This is a genomic window from Brevundimonas albigilva (assembly GCF_023503965.1).
In the GTDB taxonomy this organism is placed as follows: domain Bacteria; phylum Pseudomonadota; class Alphaproteobacteria; order Caulobacterales; family Caulobacteraceae; genus Brevundimonas; species Brevundimonas albigilva.
In genome coordinates this window covers 2,227,446-2,247,331 of the sequence record NZ_CP097298.1, presented here as the reverse complement: position 1 = coordinate 2,247,331, position 19,886 = coordinate 2,227,446, and the positions used below count along the sequence as shown (strand labels likewise).

The 19,886-nt window shown below is 67.8% G+C and carries 15 protein-coding genes and 7 pseudogenes; 18 read left to right on the top strand and 4 right to left on the bottom strand.

Going from position 1 to position 19,886, the window contains the following annotated elements; all coding sequences use genetic code 11:
• Nucleotides 1-352: 352 nt before the first annotated feature.
• Nucleotides 353-3,003, bottom strand: a pseudogene (locus tag MU852_RS11975) (TonB-dependent receptor).
• A gap of 212 nt (nucleotides 3,004-3,215) precedes the next feature.
• The gene (gene nhaA / locus MU852_RS11970; RefSeq protein ID WP_249749759.1) at nucleotides 3,216-4,460 is read right to left on the bottom strand and encodes a Na+/H+ antiporter NhaA; all 1,245 of its coding nucleotides are present in this window, start codon (nucleotides 4,458-4,460) and stop codon (nucleotides 3,216-3,218) included.
• Between nhaA and MU852_RS11965 the strand changes: the two genes are divergently transcribed.
• The 7 genes and pseudogenes from MU852_RS11965 to MU852_RS11935 all read left to right on the top strand — a co-directional run bounded on the left by MU852_RS11965 (nucleotide 4,444) and on the right by MU852_RS11935 (nucleotide 10,034).
• On the top strand, nucleotides 4,444-4,608 hold the full coding sequence (locus MU852_RS11965) for a hypothetical protein (RefSeq protein WP_249749758.1): 165 nt from the start codon (nucleotides 4,444-4,446) through the stop codon (nucleotides 4,606-4,608). The genes nhaA and MU852_RS11965 overlap by 17 nt on opposite strands.
• Before the next feature lie 118 nt (nucleotides 4,609-4,726).
• A pseudogene (locus tag MU852_RS11960) lies at nucleotides 4,727-6,151 on the top strand (protein adenylyltransferase SelO family protein); the annotation flags it as partial.
• Nucleotides 6,152-6,267: 116 nt separating this feature from the next.
• Nucleotides 6,268-6,795, top strand: a complete 528-nt coding sequence (locus tag MU852_RS11955) for a DUF2975 domain-containing protein (protein ID WP_249749757.1) — start codon at nucleotides 6,268-6,270, stop codon at nucleotides 6,793-6,795.
• Between the two features lie 8 nt (nucleotides 6,796-6,803).
• Entirely contained in the window at nucleotides 6,804-7,037 is a 234-nt protein-coding gene (locus tag MU852_RS11950; RefSeq protein ID WP_249749756.1) for a helix-turn-helix domain-containing protein, read from the top strand.
• 233 nt (nucleotides 7,038-7,270) lie between these two features.
• Entirely contained in the window at nucleotides 7,271-7,597 is a 327-nt protein-coding gene (locus tag MU852_RS11945; protein WP_249749755.1) for a DoxX family protein, read from the top strand.
• 170 nt (nucleotides 7,598-7,767) lie between these two features.
• A complete protein-coding gene (locus MU852_RS11940; RefSeq protein ID WP_249749754.1) occupies nucleotides 7,768-8,247 on the top strand; it encodes a MerR family transcriptional regulator in 480 nt (159 codons plus the stop codon).
• Between the two features lie 2 nt (nucleotides 8,248-8,249).
• On the top strand, nucleotides 8,250-10,034 hold the full coding sequence (locus MU852_RS11935; RefSeq protein WP_249749753.1) for an acyl-CoA dehydrogenase C-terminal domain-containing protein: 1,785 nt from the start codon (nucleotides 8,250-8,252) through the stop codon (nucleotides 10,032-10,034).
• On the opposite strand, the gene MU852_RS11930 is transcribed toward MU852_RS11935, so the two are convergent.
• The gene (locus tag MU852_RS11930) at nucleotides 10,035-10,400 is read right to left on the bottom strand and encodes an ATP-binding protein (protein WP_249749752.1); all 366 of its coding nucleotides are present in this window, start codon (nucleotides 10,398-10,400) and stop codon (nucleotides 10,035-10,037) included.
• Between the two features lie 73 nt (nucleotides 10,401-10,473).
• On the opposite strand from MU852_RS11930, the pseudogene MU852_RS11925 reads away from it, so the two are divergent.
• The 11 genes and pseudogenes from MU852_RS11925 (at nucleotide 10,474) to MU852_RS11870 (ending at nucleotide 19,123) form a co-directional block, all read left to right on the top strand.
• Nucleotides 10,474-11,636 (top strand): annotated as a pseudogene (locus MU852_RS11925) (acyl-CoA dehydrogenase family protein).
• Nucleotides 11,637-11,754: 118 nt separating this feature from the next.
• Nucleotides 11,755-12,087: a GIY-YIG nuclease family protein gene (locus MU852_RS11920; protein WP_249749751.1), complete on the top strand. Its 333-nt coding sequence runs from the start codon at nucleotides 11,755-11,757 to the stop codon at nucleotides 12,085-12,087.
• An 81-nt stretch (nucleotides 12,088-12,168) separates the two neighbouring features.
• Nucleotides 12,169-12,888: a 16S rRNA (uracil(1498)-N(3))-methyltransferase gene (locus MU852_RS11915; RefSeq protein ID WP_249749750.1), complete on the top strand. Its 720-nt coding sequence runs from the start codon at nucleotides 12,169-12,171 to the stop codon at nucleotides 12,886-12,888.
• 38 nt (nucleotides 12,889-12,926) lie between these two features.
• Complete coding sequence (locus MU852_RS11910) at nucleotides 12,927-13,400, top strand: ion channel (RefSeq protein ID WP_249749749.1); 474 nt, start codon at nucleotides 12,927-12,929, stop codon at nucleotides 13,398-13,400.
• A gap of 66 nt (nucleotides 13,401-13,466) precedes the next feature.
• Nucleotides 13,467-14,828 (top strand): glutamate--cysteine ligase, encoded by a 1,362-nt coding sequence (locus MU852_RS11905; protein ID WP_249749748.1) that lies wholly within the window; start codon nucleotides 13,467-13,469, stop codon nucleotides 14,826-14,828.
• A 211-nt stretch (nucleotides 14,829-15,039) separates the two neighbouring features.
• Nucleotides 15,040-15,293: pseudogene (locus MU852_RS11900) on the top strand (type II toxin-antitoxin system ParD family antitoxin).
• A complete protein-coding gene (locus MU852_RS11895; RefSeq protein WP_249749747.1) occupies nucleotides 15,290-15,610 on the top strand; it encodes a type II toxin-antitoxin system RelE/ParE family toxin in 321 nt (106 codons plus the stop codon). The pseudogene MU852_RS11900 and the gene MU852_RS11895 overlap by 4 nt, the downstream one beginning before the upstream one ends.
• Nucleotides 15,607-16,355 (top strand): annotated as a pseudogene (locus MU852_RS11890) (DUF72 domain-containing protein). The gene MU852_RS11895 and the pseudogene MU852_RS11890 overlap by 4 nt, the downstream one beginning before the upstream one ends.
• A gap of 72 nt (nucleotides 16,356-16,427) precedes the next feature.
• Entirely contained in the window at nucleotides 16,428-17,492 is a 1,065-nt protein-coding gene (locus MU852_RS11885) for an NAD(P)-dependent alcohol dehydrogenase (protein ID WP_249749746.1), read from the top strand.
• A gap of 108 nt (nucleotides 17,493-17,600) precedes the next feature.
• A complete protein-coding gene (phbB, locus tag MU852_RS11880; protein ID WP_249749745.1) occupies nucleotides 17,601-18,326 on the top strand; it encodes an acetoacetyl-CoA reductase in 726 nt (241 codons plus the stop codon).
• Nucleotides 18,327-18,374: 48 nt separating this feature from the next.
• A pseudogene (locus MU852_RS11870) lies at nucleotides 18,375-19,123 on the top strand (DUF4908 domain-containing protein).
• A gap of 3 nt (nucleotides 19,124-19,126) precedes the next feature.
• Here the strand turns inward: MU852_RS11870 and gloB are convergent.
• Nucleotides 19,127-19,854, bottom strand: a pseudogene (gene gloB / locus MU852_RS11865) (hydroxyacylglutathione hydrolase).
• Nucleotides 19,855-19,886: the final 32 nt, after the last annotated feature.

The following is a 19,886-nucleotide window of genomic DNA, read 5'->3' as shown; positions in this document are numbered from 1 at the left end:
TGGGCCTGAACACGATCGACGCCTGCTCCGCGTCGCGACATGGGCGTTGACGAAGGTCGGGGCTCGGCGACTCGATCATAAATGGTCGCTGTTCGGCTCGCAGGAAGTCGTTGAGCAGCGTTGGGCGTCTCCAACCGGGCCTCTCACTCTCACTGCCGAAACATACATGGGCCTCGTCATCGACGGACCGGATGAGGTGGTGAGTCAGGTCAGGTCGCTGATTGCGCGACGGCTCGGCTAACAGCCGCTTTGGGTCGGATGCGGAAGCGGATTCCATGCCCGCAACACGACCATGAAAAAGGGCCGGCCGGTTTCCGGTCGGCCCTTCGTCGTTCCGCCGGGGGCGAAGCGATCAGTATTTGACGCGCAGGGTGACGCCGTAGGTGCGCGGGGCGCCCAGGAAGGCGCTGATGCCCTGGGTGTCCAGCGCCTGGTTGTAATAGGTGCCGTTCGGCTGGACCGAGGTCTGGAAGGCCGTGCCCTGGAGCGGCGAGTTGTAGGCGACCTGGACGTATTCCTCGTCGGTCAGGTTCTGCGCCCAGACGTCGACGGTCCAGCGCTCGTCGTCCGACCCCAGCGAGATGCGGCCGTTCACGACGGTGAAGGCGTCCTGCATCTTGAACGGGATCAGGTCCGAGCCGGTGTTGTATTCGGTCATGTACTTGGCCGACAGGGCGAAGCCGCCGCGCAGGCCGCCGCCCAGGGACCGCTCGAAGTTGACCGAGGCCGAGCCGGACCATTCCGGCGCGAAGGACGGACGCGCGCCCGGCAGCAGCGACAGCTGCGGGAAGCGGCCGGGGCTGGTCAGGTCGGCGGCGGTGAAGTCGCCGTATTCCGCGTCGGTGTAGGTCAGGCCGCCCGAGAGGGTCAGGCCCTCCAGGGGCGTGAACCACATCATGTCGGCGTCGACGCCCTGGGTCTTCAGCTCGGGGATGGATTCCACCACGAAGGCGGTGCCCAGGAAGGTGTTGAGCTGGGGGTCCTCGAACTTCTGGTTGAAGTAGGTGGCGTTGAACAGCACCGACTTGTCGAACAGCGAGCTCTTGAAGCCCGCTTCGTAGCTGTCCACCGTCTCGGCCGGGAAGAACAGCGAGGCGTCCGGGGTGACGCCCGTCTGCACCCGGTCCATGTTGTAGCCGAAGCCCTTGTAGCCGCGGGCGTAGGAGCCATAGACCATGACGTCGTCGTTGATCCGGTAGGCCGCCTTGATGGTGCCCGAGACCTCGCTGTCGTCATGGCTCTCGCTGATCGCGCGGTTGTCGTAGAGCACGTTGTTCCACGGCAGGCACTGCGGGCCGATCAGGGCGTTGGCCGCCGCCGCGCCGGCCGCCGGGCTGCCCAGCAGGCCGCCGAAGGCCCCCGCGATCAGGGCCGAGTTGCCCAGCACCGCGGCGCACGATGCGCCATTGCCGTTGACGTTGTCCTGCAGGCCCAGCAGGCGCTTGTCGTCCATGGTGTAGCGCAGGCCCAGCGTCAGCTCGAACTGGTCGGTCACGCGCCAGGTGTTGTTGGTGAACAGGGCGAACGACTGTGAGGTCTGGGCGTAGGTGTCGACCACGCCCTGGCCGACGATGTTCAGCGGCGCGCCCGGCAGCGGCGGGGTCATGGCGTTGCCGGTCAGGCAGCCCAGGAAATACTGCGCCCGCGCCGCGGCAGGCACCAGGCCGTAGTTGCCCGAGAAACAGCCCAGCCGCGCCGGGCTGGGGGCCACCGCGCCGCCCGTCTGCGCCGCCAGGCTGGAGGTCAGCAGCAGGGAGATGAACGGGTTGTAGTCGGCGCCGAAGAAGAAGCTGTCCTGACGGCCGATGTCCTCCTTGGTGGCGAAGGCCCCGACCAGCCAGTCGAACTTGTCGCTGGTGCCCGCCAGGCGGATTTCCTGGGTCAGGTTGGTCAGGTCGTAGCCGTAGCTGCCGTCGTCCTCGCGGTACAGGATGTCGGCGCCGGTGTAGTCGATGTCCATGCCGTTGACGGTCGACCAGTCGCGGTACGAGGTCACCGAGGTCAGGCGCGCGTTCCAGGACGGGATGTCGATGTTGGCCTCCGCCGACAGACCCATGTCCTCCATGACCTGGTTGGTGTCGCGGTTGGCGTAGGCCAGGCGCGAGAAGGGCACGCGGCCGTCGCCGCCGCCCTGCGCCGCGGTGCCGGGGCCGTTCGGCGCCGTCAGGGCGTTGATGATGGCCGCCGTCGGGCTGGAGCGGGTGACCACGCCGACGCAGCAGTATTCGTCGCGCTTGGATAGTCGGCGATCAGGCGCACCGAGGCGTTCTCGGACGGCTGGATCAGCAGCTGGCCGCGCACGGTCCAGAAGTCCTGGTTCTGGTCGTCGGTCGTGGTGCGCGGACCGTCGCCGGTGTCCACGTCGTAGAAGCCGTCGCGCTGGCGGGCGGCGGCGTACAGGCGGCCGGCCACGCCTTCGGCGATCGGGCCGGTCACCGAGCCCGCCACGCCCCAGGCGCCGTAGTTGCCGGCGGTCGCCTCGGCCTGGAAGCCGGGGTTGAAGGACGGCTGGGCGGTGATGATGTTGATGACGCCGGCCGAGGTGTTCTTGCCGAACAGGGTGCCTTGCGGGCCCTTCAGCACCTCGATGCGGCTCAGTTCGCCCAGGTCGCCGAAGCCCACGCCGTTGCGCGAGCGATAGACGCCGTCGATGACCACGCCGACCGAGCTTTCCAGGCCGGGGTTGTCGCCCACGGTGCCGACGCCGCGGATGCGGGCGGTGGTGGAGGCCTCGGACTGGGTCGAGGTCACGGTCATGCCCGGCGTCAGGATCTGCAGATCCTTGATGTCGCGCACGCCGGCCTTTTCCAGCGCCTCTTCGGACAGGGAGGTGACCACGACGGGCACGTCCTGCAGGCTCTGTTCGCGCAGCTGGGCGGTGACGATGATGTCGTCGACCGTGGCCGGCGCTTCCTGGGCGGCGGCGGCGCCGGCCAGGCCGAAGGCGGCGGCGCCGACGACGGCGGCGGACACGGTGGTCCTGAGATGGTTGATGCGGCGCATGAGGCGTCCTCCCGGCTCTAGAGGCCCGGTCGCGCGGGGCGACCGCGGCGTTTCCTTGTTCCCTTGGCGACCCGGCCCTTGCGTGGGGACGAGTTCAGTATTGCGAGGCTAAGCCCGCTTCGCGTCACGGGACAAGCGAGCGTTGTTCGCCGCGACGATTTTTCGCCTCAGTTCGCCAATCTGTGACACGGAAGAGACAGAAAATCCTGACCTTAGGTCAGTTTTTGCACGCCATCGCCCTGCAGCGGCTCGACTTCGGGCTCCTTGGCGGCGGGGTCGGCCTCGCGGCCGCGACCCGCCAGGGCCAGCACGACGGCTGCGGCGACCGCCGACAGGATGGAGCCGCCGATGACGCCCAGCTTGACCTCGATCTGCTCGGGGGAATCGACCGCGCCCGGGAAGGCCAGCACGCCGATGAACAGGCTCATGGTGAAGCCGACGCCGCACAGCAGGGACACGCCATAGACCTGCATCCAGGTGGCGCCGCTGGGCCGCGCGCCGATCTTCAGGGCCGAGGCCAGCCAGGCGGCGGCCAGGACCCCGGCCTGCTTGCCCAGGAACAGGCCCAGGGCGATAGCGATGACCAGCGGGGCGAACGCCTGCTCCATCGACAGGCCGGCGAAGGACACCCCCGCCTTGGCGAAGGCGAACAGCGGCAGGACCAGATAGGCGTTCCACGGGTGCAGGTCGTGCATCGCCTCCTTCAGCGGGCTCTGATGCGTCTCGCGACGGGCCTTGATGGGCACGATGGCGGCGAAGGCCACGGCGGTCAGCGACGTCGACAGGCCCGAGATCACCGTCAGGTACCAGACCGCCGCGAAGCCCAGCACCCAGAAGGGCGCCGCGACCTGGAAGCGGCGGGCCGCCACGGCGCCCACCAAAAGCATGGCCGCGGCCCACAGCAGCGGCGTCCAGTTGACGCCCTCGCTGAACAGCACCGCGATCAGGGCGATGGCGCCCAGGTCGTCGACGATGGCCAGGGTCAGCAGGAAGATGCGCAGCGACGACGGCAGGCCCTTGCCCACGAAGCCGAAGATGGCCAGGGCGAAGGCGATGTCGGTCGCCAGCGGGATGGGCCAGCCCTGGTGCGGCGCCCCGATCAGGCCGGTCAGCGCCAGATAGACGGCCGCCGGGCCCGCCATGCCGCCGATCGCGGCCAGCACCGGCGTCGCCAGCTTCTTGGGATCGCTGAGCTCGCCGCGCAGGATCTCGTATTTGATCTCCAGGCCGACGACCAGGAAGAAGATGGCCATCAGGCCTTCCTTGATCCAGTCGGAGATCGTCTCCTCCAGCCGCAGCGGGCCGATCTGGAGCACGTGATAGCTTTTCAGCCAGGTGAAATAGTCCGCCGACCACGGCGAGTTGGCCACCAGCACCGCGGCGATCGCCGCCAGCGCCAGGGCCGAGCCGGATGCGGCCTCGGTCTTAAGGAAATCGAGCGTGAGTTTGCGCGCCACGGCGGCCTCCGGTCTTGATCTGCTGAAGCTGTCGCGGCGCCAGGTTATCGACGGACGCCGGACCGGGTTCGCCGCCCTCACGACGGAAGACGACGCCGGCCTGGCCGTTGCGGCGGACGCCGCAGGGCCTGATCTCTGCGGGGAATAATACGGCTCCACGCTCAAGGTTCAACCGCCGGGGCGTCTTTCGCGCCGGCGGGGCGGCCGGGAAAGCGGCGGCGCCCCGCTTGCGCCGGACCGCCGGGCGACGCACCTAGCAGCCATGCCCGTTTCCCCCCGCCTATCGCCCCGAGCCCCGCTTCTTCGACCTGGGGCCGGACTACGCCGACGCGGTGACGGCGGCGGACTTTCCTCAGACGATCTTGCGCCTGCGTAACGACCGGGCCGCCGCCGAGGTGGGGCTGGAGACGCTGACCGACGCCGAATGGATCGCCGCCTTCGGCCGGTTCGCGCCCCTGCCCGGCCAGCCCGGCCCGATCGCCATGCGCTATCACGGCCATCAGTTCCGCACCTACAATCCCGACCTGGGCGACGGCCGCGGCTTCCTGGCCGCCCAGCTGCGCGAAACGCCTCAAGCAGCGAGCGATAGGCCAAGATTAATGGACCTGGGGACCAAGGGGTCCGGGCGGACGCCCTGGTCGCGCGGCGGCGACGGCCGGCTGACGCTGAAGGGCGGCGTGCGCGAGGCGCTGGCGGCCGCGATGCTGGAGGCGCTGGGCGTCCCGACCAGCCGCGCCCTGTCGCTGATCGAGACCGGCGAGGCGCTGGAGCGGGGCGACGAACCCTCTCCCACGCGCTCGGCCGTGCTGGTGCGGCTGTCGCACAGCCATGTGCGCTTCGGGACCTTCCAGCGCGCCGCCTATCTGGGCCGTCGGGACCAGATCGAGGCGCTGGTCGAGCACGTGCGCGCCCTCTATCACCCGCAGGTCGCGCCGGGGGACGCGCCCGGCCTGCTGGCCGCGATCGTCGCCGCCTCGGCCAGGCTGACCGCGCGCTGGATCGCCGCCGGCTTCGTCCACGGCGTGCTGAACACCGACAATCTGAACGCGACGGGCGAGAGCTTCGACTACGGCCCCTGGCGCTTCCTGCCCTTCTACGATCCCGGCTTCACCGCCGCCTATTTCGACCAGACGGGCCTCTACGCCTTCGCCCGCCAGCCCGAGGCGGTGTTCTGGAACCTGACGCAGCTGGCCGGCTGCCTGAAGCTGGTCGCCGAGGTCGAGCCGCTGACGGACGCCCTGAACGGCTTCGGCCCCGCCTACATCCGCGAACTGCGCGCGGCCTTCCTGATGCGGCTGGGCGTGCTCAGCCTGGGCGAGGCGGCGGACCAGCGGCTGCTGGACGCGACCCTGGCCCTGCTGCGGGAAGGCGGCGCGGCGCTGCGGTGGGAGCCGCTGTTCTTCGACTGGTTCGGCGGCTTCGCCTCCTCCGCCCGCGCCCTGTCGGGTCCGCGCGCCAGGATCTATCAGGGCGAGGCCTTCGACGCCTTCCGCTTCGCCCTGATGGAGCACGAACCCGACCGCATCGCGCGGCTGGAGCATCCGATGTTCGCCGCCCGCCAGCCGGAAGAGATGCTGATCGAGGAGGTCGAGGCGATCTGGAGCGCGATCGACGCCGACGACGACTGGGCGCCGTTCGAGGCCAAGCTGGCGCGGCTGGAGGCGGCGCGCGCGGCCTGGGCCTTCGGCTGATCTGAACCTTACAAAAGCTTCATCTCGTTTATCGATAATGTTCTTGTCTGTTTTTCGATAAATGCATATCGATAGTCGCCAAGCAGGCCGCGAGGGGCGGCCCGGGAGACGAGCTTATGAAGCTGATCGGGAAATATTCGGCGGCGAGCGCGCTGCGCTGGTGCCTGGGGTTCGTCAATGTGTTCGTGATGATCGCCGCCTGTTTCATGGCCTTCGTCACATTCCTCAGCCTGTTCGTGCCGGACCTGGCGTCCGGCTTTCTCGACGGCCTCAACGATGCCCGCGAAGATCCGAGCCGGCACCTGGCGGTCGTGGAGCGGCTGACCCTGCTCGGCGCCTTCCTGGCCTGCGGCTTCACCTGGTGGGTGATCAACCGGCTGCGCGCCATCCTGCTGTCGGTGAACCGCGGCGACGCCTTCGAACGCGCCAATGTGAAGCGCCTGCAGGCCGTCGGCTTCGGTCTGCTGGGGATCCAGTTGACGGCCATTCTGCTGGCCGTCGTCGCGCCGCTCAGCATCGACCAGGCGCCCACGGACTACGATATCGGCCTGGGCTCCTGGCTGGGCATCCTGGTCGTGTTCATCCTGGCCGAGGTGTTCCGGCAGGGATCGGCGATGCGCGACGAACAGCTGAGCACGGTCTGAGGCGCGCCATGATCCTGATCCAGCTGGACCGCCTGCTGCTCGAACGCCGCATGTCCCTGACCGAACTGTCCGATCGGGTCGGCGTGACGATGGCCAACTTGTCCATCCTGAAGACCGGCAAGGCGCGCGCCGTGCGCTTCTCGACCCTGGACGCCCTGTGCCGCGAACTGGATTGCCAGCCCGGCGACCTGATCGTCCAGACGCCGGGCCCCCATTCGGACACGGAGCTTTCACCGGACTGAAACAATAAGTCATCAGCTGATGTCATCAGTTGATGTCATCGCGTGATGACAAATCGGCGGAGCGTCGCTATACACCCTCTTGCGCAGGGCGAGGAGCAATCCGATATCGTCACTGTTGCGAATTCAGGCGCTCTTCCGATGACCACGACCACCCTCCCCGTTTCCTCCCCCGGGCGCGTTCGCGCGCCGCCTATAAGAACATCGCCCTGTGGACGCTGCAGGGCTGGCTGGCGATGTTCTTCATCGCCGCCGGCTACGCCAAGCTGACCGAGTCGATGACCAACCTGATCACCCTGATGGGCTGGCCCGCCGTCGCGCCCGAGAACATGGTGCGCGGCCTGGGCGTCGTCGAGATCGTGCTGGCCCTGGGCGTGCTGACGCCGCTGATCTCGTGGCGCGCCTTCCGGCCGGTGCTGCTGACCTCGACCGTCGGCCTGATCATCCTCGAGGCCGTGATGCTGGCCGTCCACGCGCTCAGCCAGGACATCGGCCTGGCCGTCGTCAACGCCGTCCTTCTGGCCATCACCGTTCCGGTGCTGCTGGGTCGCCGCAAGGCCTGATCTCCCCCCAGCCGGCGGCGCCGCATGGGCCCGGAACCCCTCCCCCCAGGTTCCGGGCCCTTTTCTTGCGCGGCGCGGCGCGGCGCGGCGCGGCGCGGCGCGCGTGAAGCTTACCCTTACGTGCGCGTAAAGACGCTTCCTTTACGCGCACGTAAAGTTATGAAGGCGGCATGGCGACCGCCGACGATCATCGCACCTATTCCATCCGCCAGCTGTGCCGCGAGTTCGGCGCGACGGCGCGCGCGCTTCGTTTCTACGAGGACAAGGGCCTGCTGACGCCCGCGCGCAAGGGCCAGACCCGCGTCTATGACGCGCGCGACCGGGCGCGGCTGAAGCTGATCCTGAGGGGGCGCCGCATCGGCTTCACCTTGCAGGAGATCCAGGAGATGATGGATCTCTACGACCGCAAGGATCACAACGTCCATCAGATGGCCGTCGCCCTGGTGCGCCACCGCGCCCAGATCGAGGCGCTGAAACAACAGCTGGAAGACATCGAGGGCGCCATCGAGACGGCCGAGGAGGCCTGCGCCTGGATGGAATCCAAACTGTCCGAACACCGCCCGGACCTGCTGCCGGGCGCCGAGGACTATGAGCGGCTGCTCAAGTCCCGCCTCAACCACGACCACCACCCGTTCAAAGCGAGAGCGTAATCATGGCCTACAAGGCGCCCGTCCGCGACTTCACCTTCATCCTGAACGAGGTGCTGGAGATCGACCGCTACACCAACCAGCCCGGCTTCCAGGACGTCTCGTCCGACCTGGTCGGCCAGATCCTGGAGGAAGGCGCCAAGTTCGCCGACGAGGTCATCGCCCCCATCAACAATCCCGGCGACAATGAAGGCTGCCACTGGGCGCCGGGCGGCGTCGTGACCGGCCCCAAGGGCTGGAAGGAAGCCTACAAGGCCATGTCCGAGGCCGGCTGGATGGCGCTGGCCGCCGATCCGGAATACGGCGGCCAGGGCATGCCCAGCGTCGTCGCCTCGGCCTTCGGCCAGATGACGGCCGGCGCCTCGGCGGCCTTTTCGATGTATCCCGGCCTGACGTCCTCGGCCTACGCCGGCATCCACGCCAGCGCCTCGGACGAGATCAAGGCCAAGTACCTGCCCAAGATGGTCTCGGGCGAATGGTCGGGCACCATGAACCTGACCGAGCCCCAGTGCGGCACCGACCTGGGCATGGTGCGCACCAAGGCCGTGCGCAACGACGACGGCAGCTTCTCGATCACCGGCCAGAAGATCTGGATCTCGGCGGGCGAGCACGACTTCTCGGACAACATCATCCACACCGTCCTGGCCCGCATCGAGGGCGCCGTCCCCGGCATCAAGGGGCTGAGCCTGTTCGTGGTGCCGAAATACCTGGTCAACGAGGACGGCTCGCTGGGCGAGCGCAACAGCCTGGAATGCGCCGGCCTGGAAGAGAAGATGGGCATCCACGGCAACGCCACCTGCGTCATGCAGTACGACGGCGCCAAGGGCTGGCTGCTGGGCGAAGAAGGCCGCGGCATGAACAACATGTTCGTGGTCATGAACGAGGCGCGCCTGGGCACCGGCCTGCAGGGCCTGGCCATCGGCACGGCCGCCTACCAGGCCGCGGTCGAGTTCGCCAAGGACCGCCTGCAGGGCCGTTCGCTGACCGGGCCGAAGAACCCGGACGGCCCGGCCGACCCGATCATCGTCCACCCGGACGTGCGCCGGATGCTGCTGGAGGCCCGCGCCTTCGTCGAGGGCGGCCAGGCCTTCATCCTGTGGACCGCGCTGCACGCCGACCTGGAGAAGTCCGAGGACGAGGCCGTGGCGACCCGGGCCAAGGACTACATGGGCCTGCTGACGCCGGTACTGAAGGCCTATCTGACCGACAAGGGCTTCCACGTCGCGTCCCTGGCCATGCAGGTGCACGGCGGTTCGGGCTACACCGAGCACTTCCCCGCCAGCCAGTATCTGCGCGACGCCCGCATCACCATGATCTACGAGGGCGCCAACGGCATTCAAGCGCTGGACCTGGTGGGCCGCAAGCTGCCCTCCAACGGCGGCCGCGCCATCATGACCTGGTTCGGCGAGATCGACGCCTTCGTGGCCGAGAACGGCGCGAACGAGGCCATCAAGCCCTTCGTCGACGGCCTGGCCGACGCCAAGGCCAAGCTGCAGGACGGCACCATGTGGCTGATGCAGAACGGCATGGCCAATCCGGACAACGCCGGCGCCGCCTCGACCGACTATCTGAACGTCTTCGGCCTGACGGCCCTGGCCTATATGTGGGCCCAGATGGCCAAGGCGGCTCAAGGACAGATCGAGGCCGGTTCGACCGATCCCTACTATGCCGCCAAGCTTCAGACCGGCCGCTACTTCGTCGAGCGCATCCTGCCCGACGCGGGCGCCCACCTGAAGAAGATGAAGACCGGCGCCGAGGTGCTGATGGCCATGCCGGCCGAGGCGTTCTGATCAATAAACGGGTGCGAGGTCAGGCAGATGCAGACGCTTGACCTCGCGTTCGTAAGCCGCTTCGTCGAAAGGGCCCTTCAAGGCCTCCGGTGGAACACCCGGCCCGTCGAGAGCGCGTACAACATAATAATATTCGACCAGACCGGACCGACCCTTCGGCTCGCGGCGCACGGTGATGTACCGGTCGTCGTGGCCGACCCCCGTGACCGTGGAATCGACGCGGCCGATCGCATTTCCGTCCCCCAGGTCGTACGACAGGTGGCGGTTGAGCGGATCGTCGGCCGCCACGATCAGATAGGGGCCATCGACCTTCTGCCAGCGCACAGGCTGTCCGCAGGCGGCAAGCCCCAAGGCGATGATCGCCACCCAGACAGATCGCATCCCCACCTCCAATCAGAGCTCCGACACTGATCGGAACCACCGTCCAAGGGAAGACGCCATGAACATCCTCAACAGCCCCGACCCCGCCTTCATGCAGGAAGAAGAGATCACCCTCTTCTCCGATTCCGTCGGCAAATGGATCGACGAGCACGCGCCGCCGGAGAAGGTCCAGCAGTGGATCGCCGCGTCCAGCGTGCCCCGCGCCCTGTGGAGCCAGGCCGGCGCCGACGGCCTGCTGGGCCTGTCGATGCCCGAGAAAGACGGCGGCATGGGCGGCGACTATCGCCACGAGGTCGTGCTGATGCGCCAGCTGGGCTGGAAGGGGCCGACCACTTCGGCATTTCGCTGCACAATGCGATCGTCATGCCCTACATCTGGCATTACGGCACCGAGGAGCAGAAGCAACGCTGGCTGCCCCGCCTGCAATCCGGCGAACTGGTCGGCGCCATCGCCATGACCGAGCCGGGCGCCGGGTCGGACCTGCAGGGCGTCAAGACGACGGCGGTGAAGTCCGGCAACGGCTATGTCGTCAACGGCTCCAAGACCTTCATCACCAACGGCCAGCTGGCCAACTTCATCATCGTGGTGGCCAAGACCGATCCGTCGGAAGGCGCCAAGGGCACGTCGCTGATCGTGGTCGAGACCGACGGCGCCGAAGGCTTCGAGCGCGGCCGCAACCTGCACAAGATCGGCATGGAGGCCAACGACACCTCCGAGCTGTTCTTCAACGAGGTGAAGGTCCCCGGCGACAACATCATCGGCGGGACCGAGGGCCAGGGCTTCGTCCAGCTGATGCAACAGCTGCCGCAGGAGCGGCTGAACATCGCCGTCCAGGGCGTCGCCGCCGCCGAACGCGGCCTTGAAGCGACCCTGGCCTACGTCAAGGAGCGCAAGGCCTTCGGCAAGCGCATCCTCGACTTCCAGAACACCCAGTTCAAGCTGGCCGAGGTCAAGACCAAGCTGACCGTCGCCAAGGTCTTCGTCGACCACTGCATCGGCCTGCACCTGAAGGGCCAGCTGGACGCCGCCACCGCCTCGATGGCCAAATACTGGGTCACCGACATCCAGGGCGAGACCATCGACGAGATGCTGCAGCTGCACGGCGGCTATGGCTACATGAACGAATACGCCATCGCCCAGCTGTACAAGGACGCCCGCGTCCAGCGCATCTACGGCGGCACCAACGAGATCATGAAGCTGCTGATCGCCCGGACGCTGTAGGCGCACCCTTCCTTGTCATCCCCGACGAAGCGCAGCGAAGATCGGGGACGGGACCAGCCAAACCATCCCCTTGACCGCTCCCGGACAACCCCCAAGGGTTGCGCCGGGAGACGGTGTCATGACCCAATGCTTCTACGTCTATCTGCTCGCCAGCGGCCCGTGCGGCTATCTCTATGTCGGCGTGACAAACGACATCGTGCGCCGGGTGGCCGAGCATAAATCGGGATTGATCCCGGGCTACACGGCGGAACGCGGCATCGACCAACTGGTCTGGTACGAAACCCATCGATACATCGACCAGGCGATCCTGCGGGAAAAGCGCATCAAGCGCTGGTTGCGGGAATGGAAGTTCGCGCTGGTCGAAAAGGACAACCCCCGCTGGCTGGATCTTTACGGCGAGGTGCGGACGCGCCTTCAGCCCGGTTCGGCGACGCCGACCGGGCTTGCCTAGATTGTCAGCTGCATCCCGTCCCGGCTCTCCGCTTCGCTGCGGCCGGGATGACAAGCGCCCGCCCTCAGGTCATGTAGGCTGATGATCCGTCTCCATGTCGCCCAACCGCTTTCCCCCGCCGCCCCCGTCGCCCCCACCCTCGACCAGTCGCGCTACCTGACCCAGGTGATGCGGCTGAAGGCGGGCGACGACCTGCTGGTGTTCAACGGCCGCGACGGCGAGTGGCGCTGCACCGTCGCCGAGGTGCTGAAGAAGGGCGTGATCCTGCGCGCCGAGGAACAGGTGCGCCCCCAGGCCTACGGCCCCGACTTGGAGCTGATCGTCGCCGTGGTGAAGAAGGCGCGCGTCGAGACCATCGTCGAAAAGGCGGCCGAACTGGGCGCCAAGCGCGTGCGGCTGGTCCTGACGCACCGCACCAACGCCGACCGCATCCGCCTGGACCGGCTGGACGCCATCGCCGAGGAGGCCGCCGAACAGACCGGACGGCTGGACGTGCCCGCCGTCGACGATCCGATCCGGCTGGACGCGCTGCTGGACGGCTGGGGGGACGGCCGCCGGCTGATGTTCTGCGACGAGACCGGCGGCGCGCCGGCGGTCGCCGCCCTGCGCGACGCCGGCGAAGGGCCCTGGTCCATCCTGATCGGTCCGGAAGGCGGCTTCTCGCCCGAGGAGGGCGAGCGCCTGCGGGCCCTGCCCTTCACCACCGCCGTGTCGCTGGGCCCGCGCATCCTGCGCGCCGACACCGCCGCCATCGCGGCCATGACGCTGTGGCAGGCGGCCGTGGGCGACTGGGCGCGTTAGGCGATTGCCAAAGGGCGAGCGGGCTGGGACCATGCGGCATGATCCTGGAACTGCTGATCGCCACGGTGATGGTTCTGGCGACGGTGGCGCTGCACGGCGTCGGCCTGCTGGTGATCGCGCGGGTCCTGCACGAGCGGGATCTTCGCCGCGCCGGATACCGGATCAGCCCGTTCTCCCTGGAAGGCGCGGTCATCGCCAGCGGCGTGGCCCTGGCGCTGCTGACGCTGCACGGCGTGGAGATCTGGCTCTACGCCTTTCTCTTCGTGACGCTGGACGCCATCGCGACCCTGCCCGAGGCGGTCTATTTCTCGACGATCAGCTACGCCACCATCGGATACAGCGACGCGCCGATCCTGGAGCGGTGGCGGCTTCTGGGGGCCATAGAGGGCGTCAACGGCACCCTGCTGATGGGTTGGTCGGTGGCCTTCTTCGTCACGGTCATGGCGCGCGTCCTGCCGCATCGGCGCGCTTCGCGACGCCCGGCGCGCCGCGATCGTGCCGACGCCCCTTGAGCCCGGCCCCGTCCTCGCCCATCTAGCCGCGACAGACGGCCGCGACGCGCCGGAGGGATCTGACGCATGACCGAAGCCGCGCCGCTGACACGCCAAGCCCTGATCGAGGCCATGTCCCGGGGGGCCAAGCCCAGGGACCAGTGGCGCATCGGCGCCGAGCACGAGAAGTTCGGCTTCGACAAGACCACGCTGGCGCGCCCCGCCTACGAAGGCCCGAACGGCATCAGGGCCATGCTGGAGGGGCTGGAGCGGTTCGGCTGGTCGCGGGTCGAGGAGAACGGCGTCCTGATCGGGCTGGAGCGCAGGAACGCCGAGGGCTTCATCGCCTCGGTCAGCCTGGAGCCCGGCGGCCAGTTCGAACTGTCGGGCGCGCCGCTCCTGACCATCCACGACATCTGCAACGAGACCGGCCAGCACCTGATGGAGGTCAAGCAGGTCGCCGACCAGATCGGCGTCGGCTTCCTGGGCGCCGGCTTCGATCCGCTGTGGCGCCGCGCCGACATCCCGGTCATGCCCAAGGGCCGCTACGACATCATGCGCGCCTATATGCCCAAGGTCGGGACGCTGGGCCTGGACATGATGCTGCGCACCTGCACCATCCAGGCGAACCTCGACTTCGACAGCGAGGCGGACATGGTCGCCAAGTTCCGCACCTCGCTGGCGCTTCAGCCCATCGCCACCGCCCTGTTCGCCAACAGCCCCTTCACCGAGGGCCGCCCCAACGGCTTCCTGTCGGCGCGCGCCAATGTCTGGACCGACACCGACGCCGACCGCACGGGGATGCTGGACTTCGTCTTCCAGGACGGCTTCGGCTTCGAGCGCTATGCCGACTACGCCCTGGACACGCCGATGTATTTCGCCAAGCGCGACGGGAAGTACGTCGACGCCTCGGGCCAGTCGTTCCGCGATTTCCAGGCCGGGAAGCTGCCCGCCCTGCCCGGCCAGTATCCGACGATCAAGGACTGGAACGACCATCTGACGACGCTTTTCCCCGAGGTGCGGCTGAAGGCCTATCTGGAGATGCGCGGCGCCGACGGCGGGCCGTGGAGCCGCATCTGCGCCCTGCCCGCCCTGTGGGCCGGCGTCCTCTATGACGCGCCGTCGCTGGCCGCCGCCTGGGACCTGGTCAAGGACTGGGCTGTCGCCGATCACGAGCGCCTGCGCCGCGACGTCACCCGCCTGGGCCTGAAGGCCGAGGTGGCGGGCCGCTCCGTTCGCGACATCGCCGTGGACCTGGTCGCCATCGCCCGGCAGGGCCTGAAGAACCGCGCCAAATTCTCGGGCGGCATGGTGGACGAGCGCGGATACCTGGCCGAACTGGAAGATATCGCCGACAGCGGGATCACGCCCGCCGAACGCCTGCTGGACCTCTACCACGGCCCCTGGCAGGGCGACGTGAAGCGGATCTACGCCGACTTCGCCTACTGAGCCCGCGTCCGTTTTCGACGCGGACGCCGGCTATGACCGGCGATGGCGACGGCGACGGCGACGGCGACGGCGACGGCGACGGTGACGGTGACGGCGATTTCACACGATTCATACCTTTCACACTGTGTTTTCCGTCGCGACCGTGTGAAAGATGGCAAGGATTGACAACCCTTGCCAAGAAACCCTCTTCTTCCTGAAAAGGAGACCGATCATGGCGACGATGAACATCTCCCTGCCCGACCCGATGAAGGCCTGGGTCGAGGAGCAGGCCAGATCCGGCCGCTACGCCAACGCCTCGGACGTGATCCGCGACCTGATCCGCCAGGAGCAGGTCAAGGCCGACAAGATCGCCAACATGCAGCGGCTGATCGACGAAGGCCGGGCCAGCGGCATCAGCGACAGGACTATGCCGATATTCGCGCCGAGGCTCTCTCCCGCATCGCTGAGCGGCGCAAGACGGGATGAGCCGCTATCGGCTGTCCGTGGAGGCGAGCGAGGATCTCATCGCCATCTACATCCAGAGCCACGACCAGTTCGGTCCGCCACAGGCCGATCGTTATCAGGACGAACTGGAAGCCCTGTTCAACCGACTGGCGGCATCGCCCGGCGTCGCTCGGCTGCGCACCGACTACGATCCGCCCATTCGGGTTTTCACCTTCAAGGCTCATGTGGTCATCTATGACGAAGAGCCGGAAGGCGTCCTGATCCAGCGCGTCCGGCACGGGCACGAAGACTGGCGGACCGCTCCGCAAGGCGACAGCGACGCAGGGGAACAACCATGACCCACCCCATCCACATCGGCATCGGCGGCTGGACCTATGAGCCGTGGCGCGGCGTCTTCTATCCCGACGACCTGGTCCAGAAGCGCGAGCTGGAATACGCCAGCCGCCAGCTGACCTCGATCGAGATAACGGCACCTATTATTCGACCTTCAAGCCCGACAGCTGGCGCAAATGGCGCGACGAGACGCCGGACGGCTTCGTCTTCTCGGTCAAGGCCAGCCGCTACTGCACCAATCGCAAGGTGCTGTCCGAAGGCGGCGAGAGCTTCGAGAAGTTCCTGTCCCAGGGCCTGACCGAGCTGGGCGACAAGCTGGGGCCGATCAACTGGCAGTTCATGGGGACCAAGAAATTCGATCCCGAGGACTTCGAGGGCTTCCTGAAGCTGTTGCCGAAGGAGAAGGACGGCCTGCGCCTGCGCCACGCGCTGGAGGTCCGCAATCCGACCTTCGCCACCGAGCAGTTCTACGACCTGGCCCGGAAATACGGCGCGGCCATCGTCTATGCCGTCGACGACGAGGAGCCGACCTGGCCCCAGATCGACGAGGACACCGCCGACTTCACCTACGCCCGCCTGATGTCCAGCCGCGAGGACGAGCCGACCGGCATGACCGCCGCCGAACTCGACGACATCGCGAAACAGGCCAAGGCCTGGGCCAGGCGCGGCGAGGTCTTCGCCTATTTCATATCCGGCGCGAAGGTCCGGAACCCGGCGGCGGCGCAGGCGCTGATCGCCAAGCTGAAATAGCGGTCCACGCCTTGCGGGCGGTGATTGCGCGTCACATCTGAGGCGCCTGCCGCAAAGCCTGAAGGACTTCCCATGCCGATCGCCACCCGCGCCTTCGCCGCGACCGCTTCCGACAAGCCGCTGACGCCCTACAGCTTCGAGCGACGCGATCCGGGCCCCGACGATGTGGCGATCCAGATCAAATACGCCGGCGTCTGCCACTCCGACCTGCACATCGTGAAGAACGACCTGGGCAACACCACCTATCCGATCGTGCCGGGCCACGAGATCGCCGGCGTCGTCACGGCGGTGGGCCAGAACGTCACCCGGTTCAAGGTCGGCGACCGCGTCGGCGTCGGCTGCATGGTCGACAGCTGCCGCCAGTGCAAACCCTGCCAGGAGGGCGAGGAGCAGTATTGCGTCCCCGGCATGACCCAGACCTACGGCTCGCCCGATCCGAAGGGCGCGGGCGTGGACCAGAAGATCACCCAGGGCGGCTATTCCAGCGCCATCGTGGTGGATCAGGACTTTGTCCTGCGCATCCCCGACAGCCTGCCGCTGGACGCCGCGGCGCCCCTGCTGTGCGCCGGCATCACCACCTATTCGCCACTGAAGACCTGGGGCGTGGGCCCCGGCTCGAAGGTCGCCGTGGTCGGCCTGGGCGGGCTGGGTCACATGGCGGTCAAGCTGGCGGCGGCCATGGGGGCCGAGGTCACCGTCCTGTCGACCTCGAATCGCAAGCGCGCGGACGCCGAGCGGATGGGCGCCAGACACTTCCTGATCAACTCCGACAAGGAGGCGATGAAGGCGGCGGCCGAGACGTTCGACCTGATCATCAACACCGTCTCGGCCACCCACGAAATCTCGGGCCATCTGCAGCTGCTGGCCAAGGACGGGACGATGGTCATGCTGGGCCTGACCACCGAAGGCCTGCCGGTCTTCGCCATGCCCCTGCTTTGGCGTCGGCGTCGCGTCGCCGGCTCCCTGATCGGCGGCATCCGCGAGACCCAGGAGATGCTGGACTTCTGCGCCGAGCACGGCATCGCCTGCGACATCGAGATGATCGCTCCGGAACAGATCAACGAGGCCTATGCGCGGATGGAGAAGTCCGACGTCCGCTACCGTTTCGTGATCGACATCGACAAGCTGGCGGCCTGAAGAACAGGCTTCCGTCACGGAAACGCCGCTTGCGCGCGCCGCCACGGTCGTTAATCCTGAACCTCGACAAGGCCTTGCAAGGGCCGGCGACAGGGACAGGAGACGATCATGGCGCGCGTCGCATTCGTGACCGGCGGCACCCGGGGCATCGGCAAGGCCATCGTCCAGCGGTTAAACGAGGACGGCGTCCGCGTCGCCGCGGGCTATTCCGGCAATGACGAGGCGGCCAACGCCACGGCCAAGGCGCTGGGCGTCATGGTGGTCAAGGGCAACGTCGGCAGCTTCGAGGACTGCGCCCGCGCGGTGGCCGAGGTGGAGGCCGAGCTGGGCCCCATCGACATCCTGGTCAACAACGCCGGCATCACCCGCGACGGCTTCTTCCACAAGATGAGCCACGACCAGTGGTCCGACGTGATCCGGGTCAACATGGACAGCGTTTTCAACATGACCCGCCAGGTCATCAACGGGATGCGCGACCGGGGCCACGGGCGGATCGTCAACATCTCCTCGATCAATGGCCAGAAGGGCCAGATCGGCCAGACCAACTATTCCGCCGCCAAGGCCGGCATGATCGGCTTCACCAAGGCCCTGGCGCTGGAGAACGCCAGGAAGGGCGTGACCGTGAACTGCATCGCGCCCGGCTACATCGACACCGAAATGGTCGGGGCGATGGATCCCAAGGTGCTGGAGGGGATCGTCGGCCAAATCCCCGTCGGCCGCCTGGGCAAGGGCGAGGAGATCGCGGACATGGTGTCCTGGCTGGTGGGCGAGCGTGCCGGATATGTCACAGGCTGCACCCTGTCGTTGAACGGCGGTCAGTATCTGGTCGGTTGACGGGCCTTCGCCAAAAATCCGCCGTGCGTCGGTTTCATCCCTAGTCTCATGAAGTTGACGGACGAGGTCAGGGCGAAAAACTCGCCACGCATGACCACGATGGCGCTCGTCGCCTTCGTGGCCGCGGCCCTGTCGCTGCTGATCGCGCTCGCCCCCTCGATGGCCGAGGCCCAGTCCCGGCGGGCCATGCCGTCGACCGGCCGCTACGTCTCGGACGGCGGCCAGGCGTTCGTGCTGGACAGTTCGGGCGTGCGTCCCCTGCTGCGCTTCGACCAGTCGGCCGAGATCTGGGTGCTGCGCCCCACCCCGCCCCGCGCGGCGACATCATCTATCGCAACGACAACGGCGATCAGATCCTGCGGGTGACCGCCGACGGGGGCATCACCCTGTACACCACGCGCACGCCGCAAGGCTCGCCGGTGTCGCGCTCAGGCGCGGCCCAGCCGCTGCGCACGCCCAACCTGGGGCCGGTGCAGCTGTTCAACCTGATGGCGCGGCGAAGCAATCTGGTGTCCGAGGCGGTGGGCCGGCTGATCACCATCGACCTGGACGGCAGCCAGTCGGAGGCGCTGTGCGTCGAGGCCCTGATCGTCACCACCGACGCGGTGATCCGCATGGCCCGCAATCCGTCCACCCGCGGCGCCGTCAACCGCCTGCGCAAGATCAGCATCGTCGAGGGCGGACGCGCCTCCGTGACCTTCTCGCGCGGGGAGCTGCGCGTCATGGTCGACCCGTCGCGCGGCATCGTCGGCCGGCCGTCGTCGGCCGTGGTGATCCGCACCATGGCGGGGGACTGAGCCTCAGCCGGCGAAGTCGTCCTTGGCCCGACGGCGGGCGGCGAAGGCCTCGGCGCTCCCGGCCCGCAGGAAGGGATTGAACCGCCGCTCCGTCCCGACCGTCGTGGGAACCGTCGGCTGCCCCGCTCGCGCGCCTGGAAGATCGCCTCGGCGTGCGCCTTCATCTCGGGACGGTCGTCCAGGCTCAGGGCGAAGCGGGCGTTGGCGGCCGTGTATTCGTGGGCGCACCAGATCACCGTCTCGTCCGGCCAGGCCGTCAGGCGCGAAAGGCTGTCCCACATCTGCTCCGGCGAGCCCTCGAACAGTCGCCCGCAGCCCAGGGCGAACAAGGTGTCGCCAACGAAGGCCAGGCCGTCCGCCGCGTCGTGATAGACCACATGGCCCAGGGTATGGCCCGGCGTGGCCACGACCGTCAGCACGGCGTCGCCGATCCTGACGACGTCGCCGTCCGCCACGATCCGGTCCAGCGGAGCGACGCGCGCGACCTCTTCGGGGCCGACGATCTCGCAGCCGGTCTCGGCCTTCAGCCGCGCATTGCCCTCGGTGTGGTCGGGGTGCCAGTGGGTGTTCAGGATCAGGTCCAGCCGCCCCCAGCCCAGGGCCTGGAGCTCCTCCAGGATGCGCGCGGCGTCCGGCGTGTCGATGGCCGCCACCACGCCCGTGGCGCGGTCGCGCGCCAGCAAGCCGTAGTTGTCGCTGCGACAGGGAAACAGATGCACGTCCAGGGTCATGCGCCCATCCTAGCAGCGGGACCCCTCGGCGG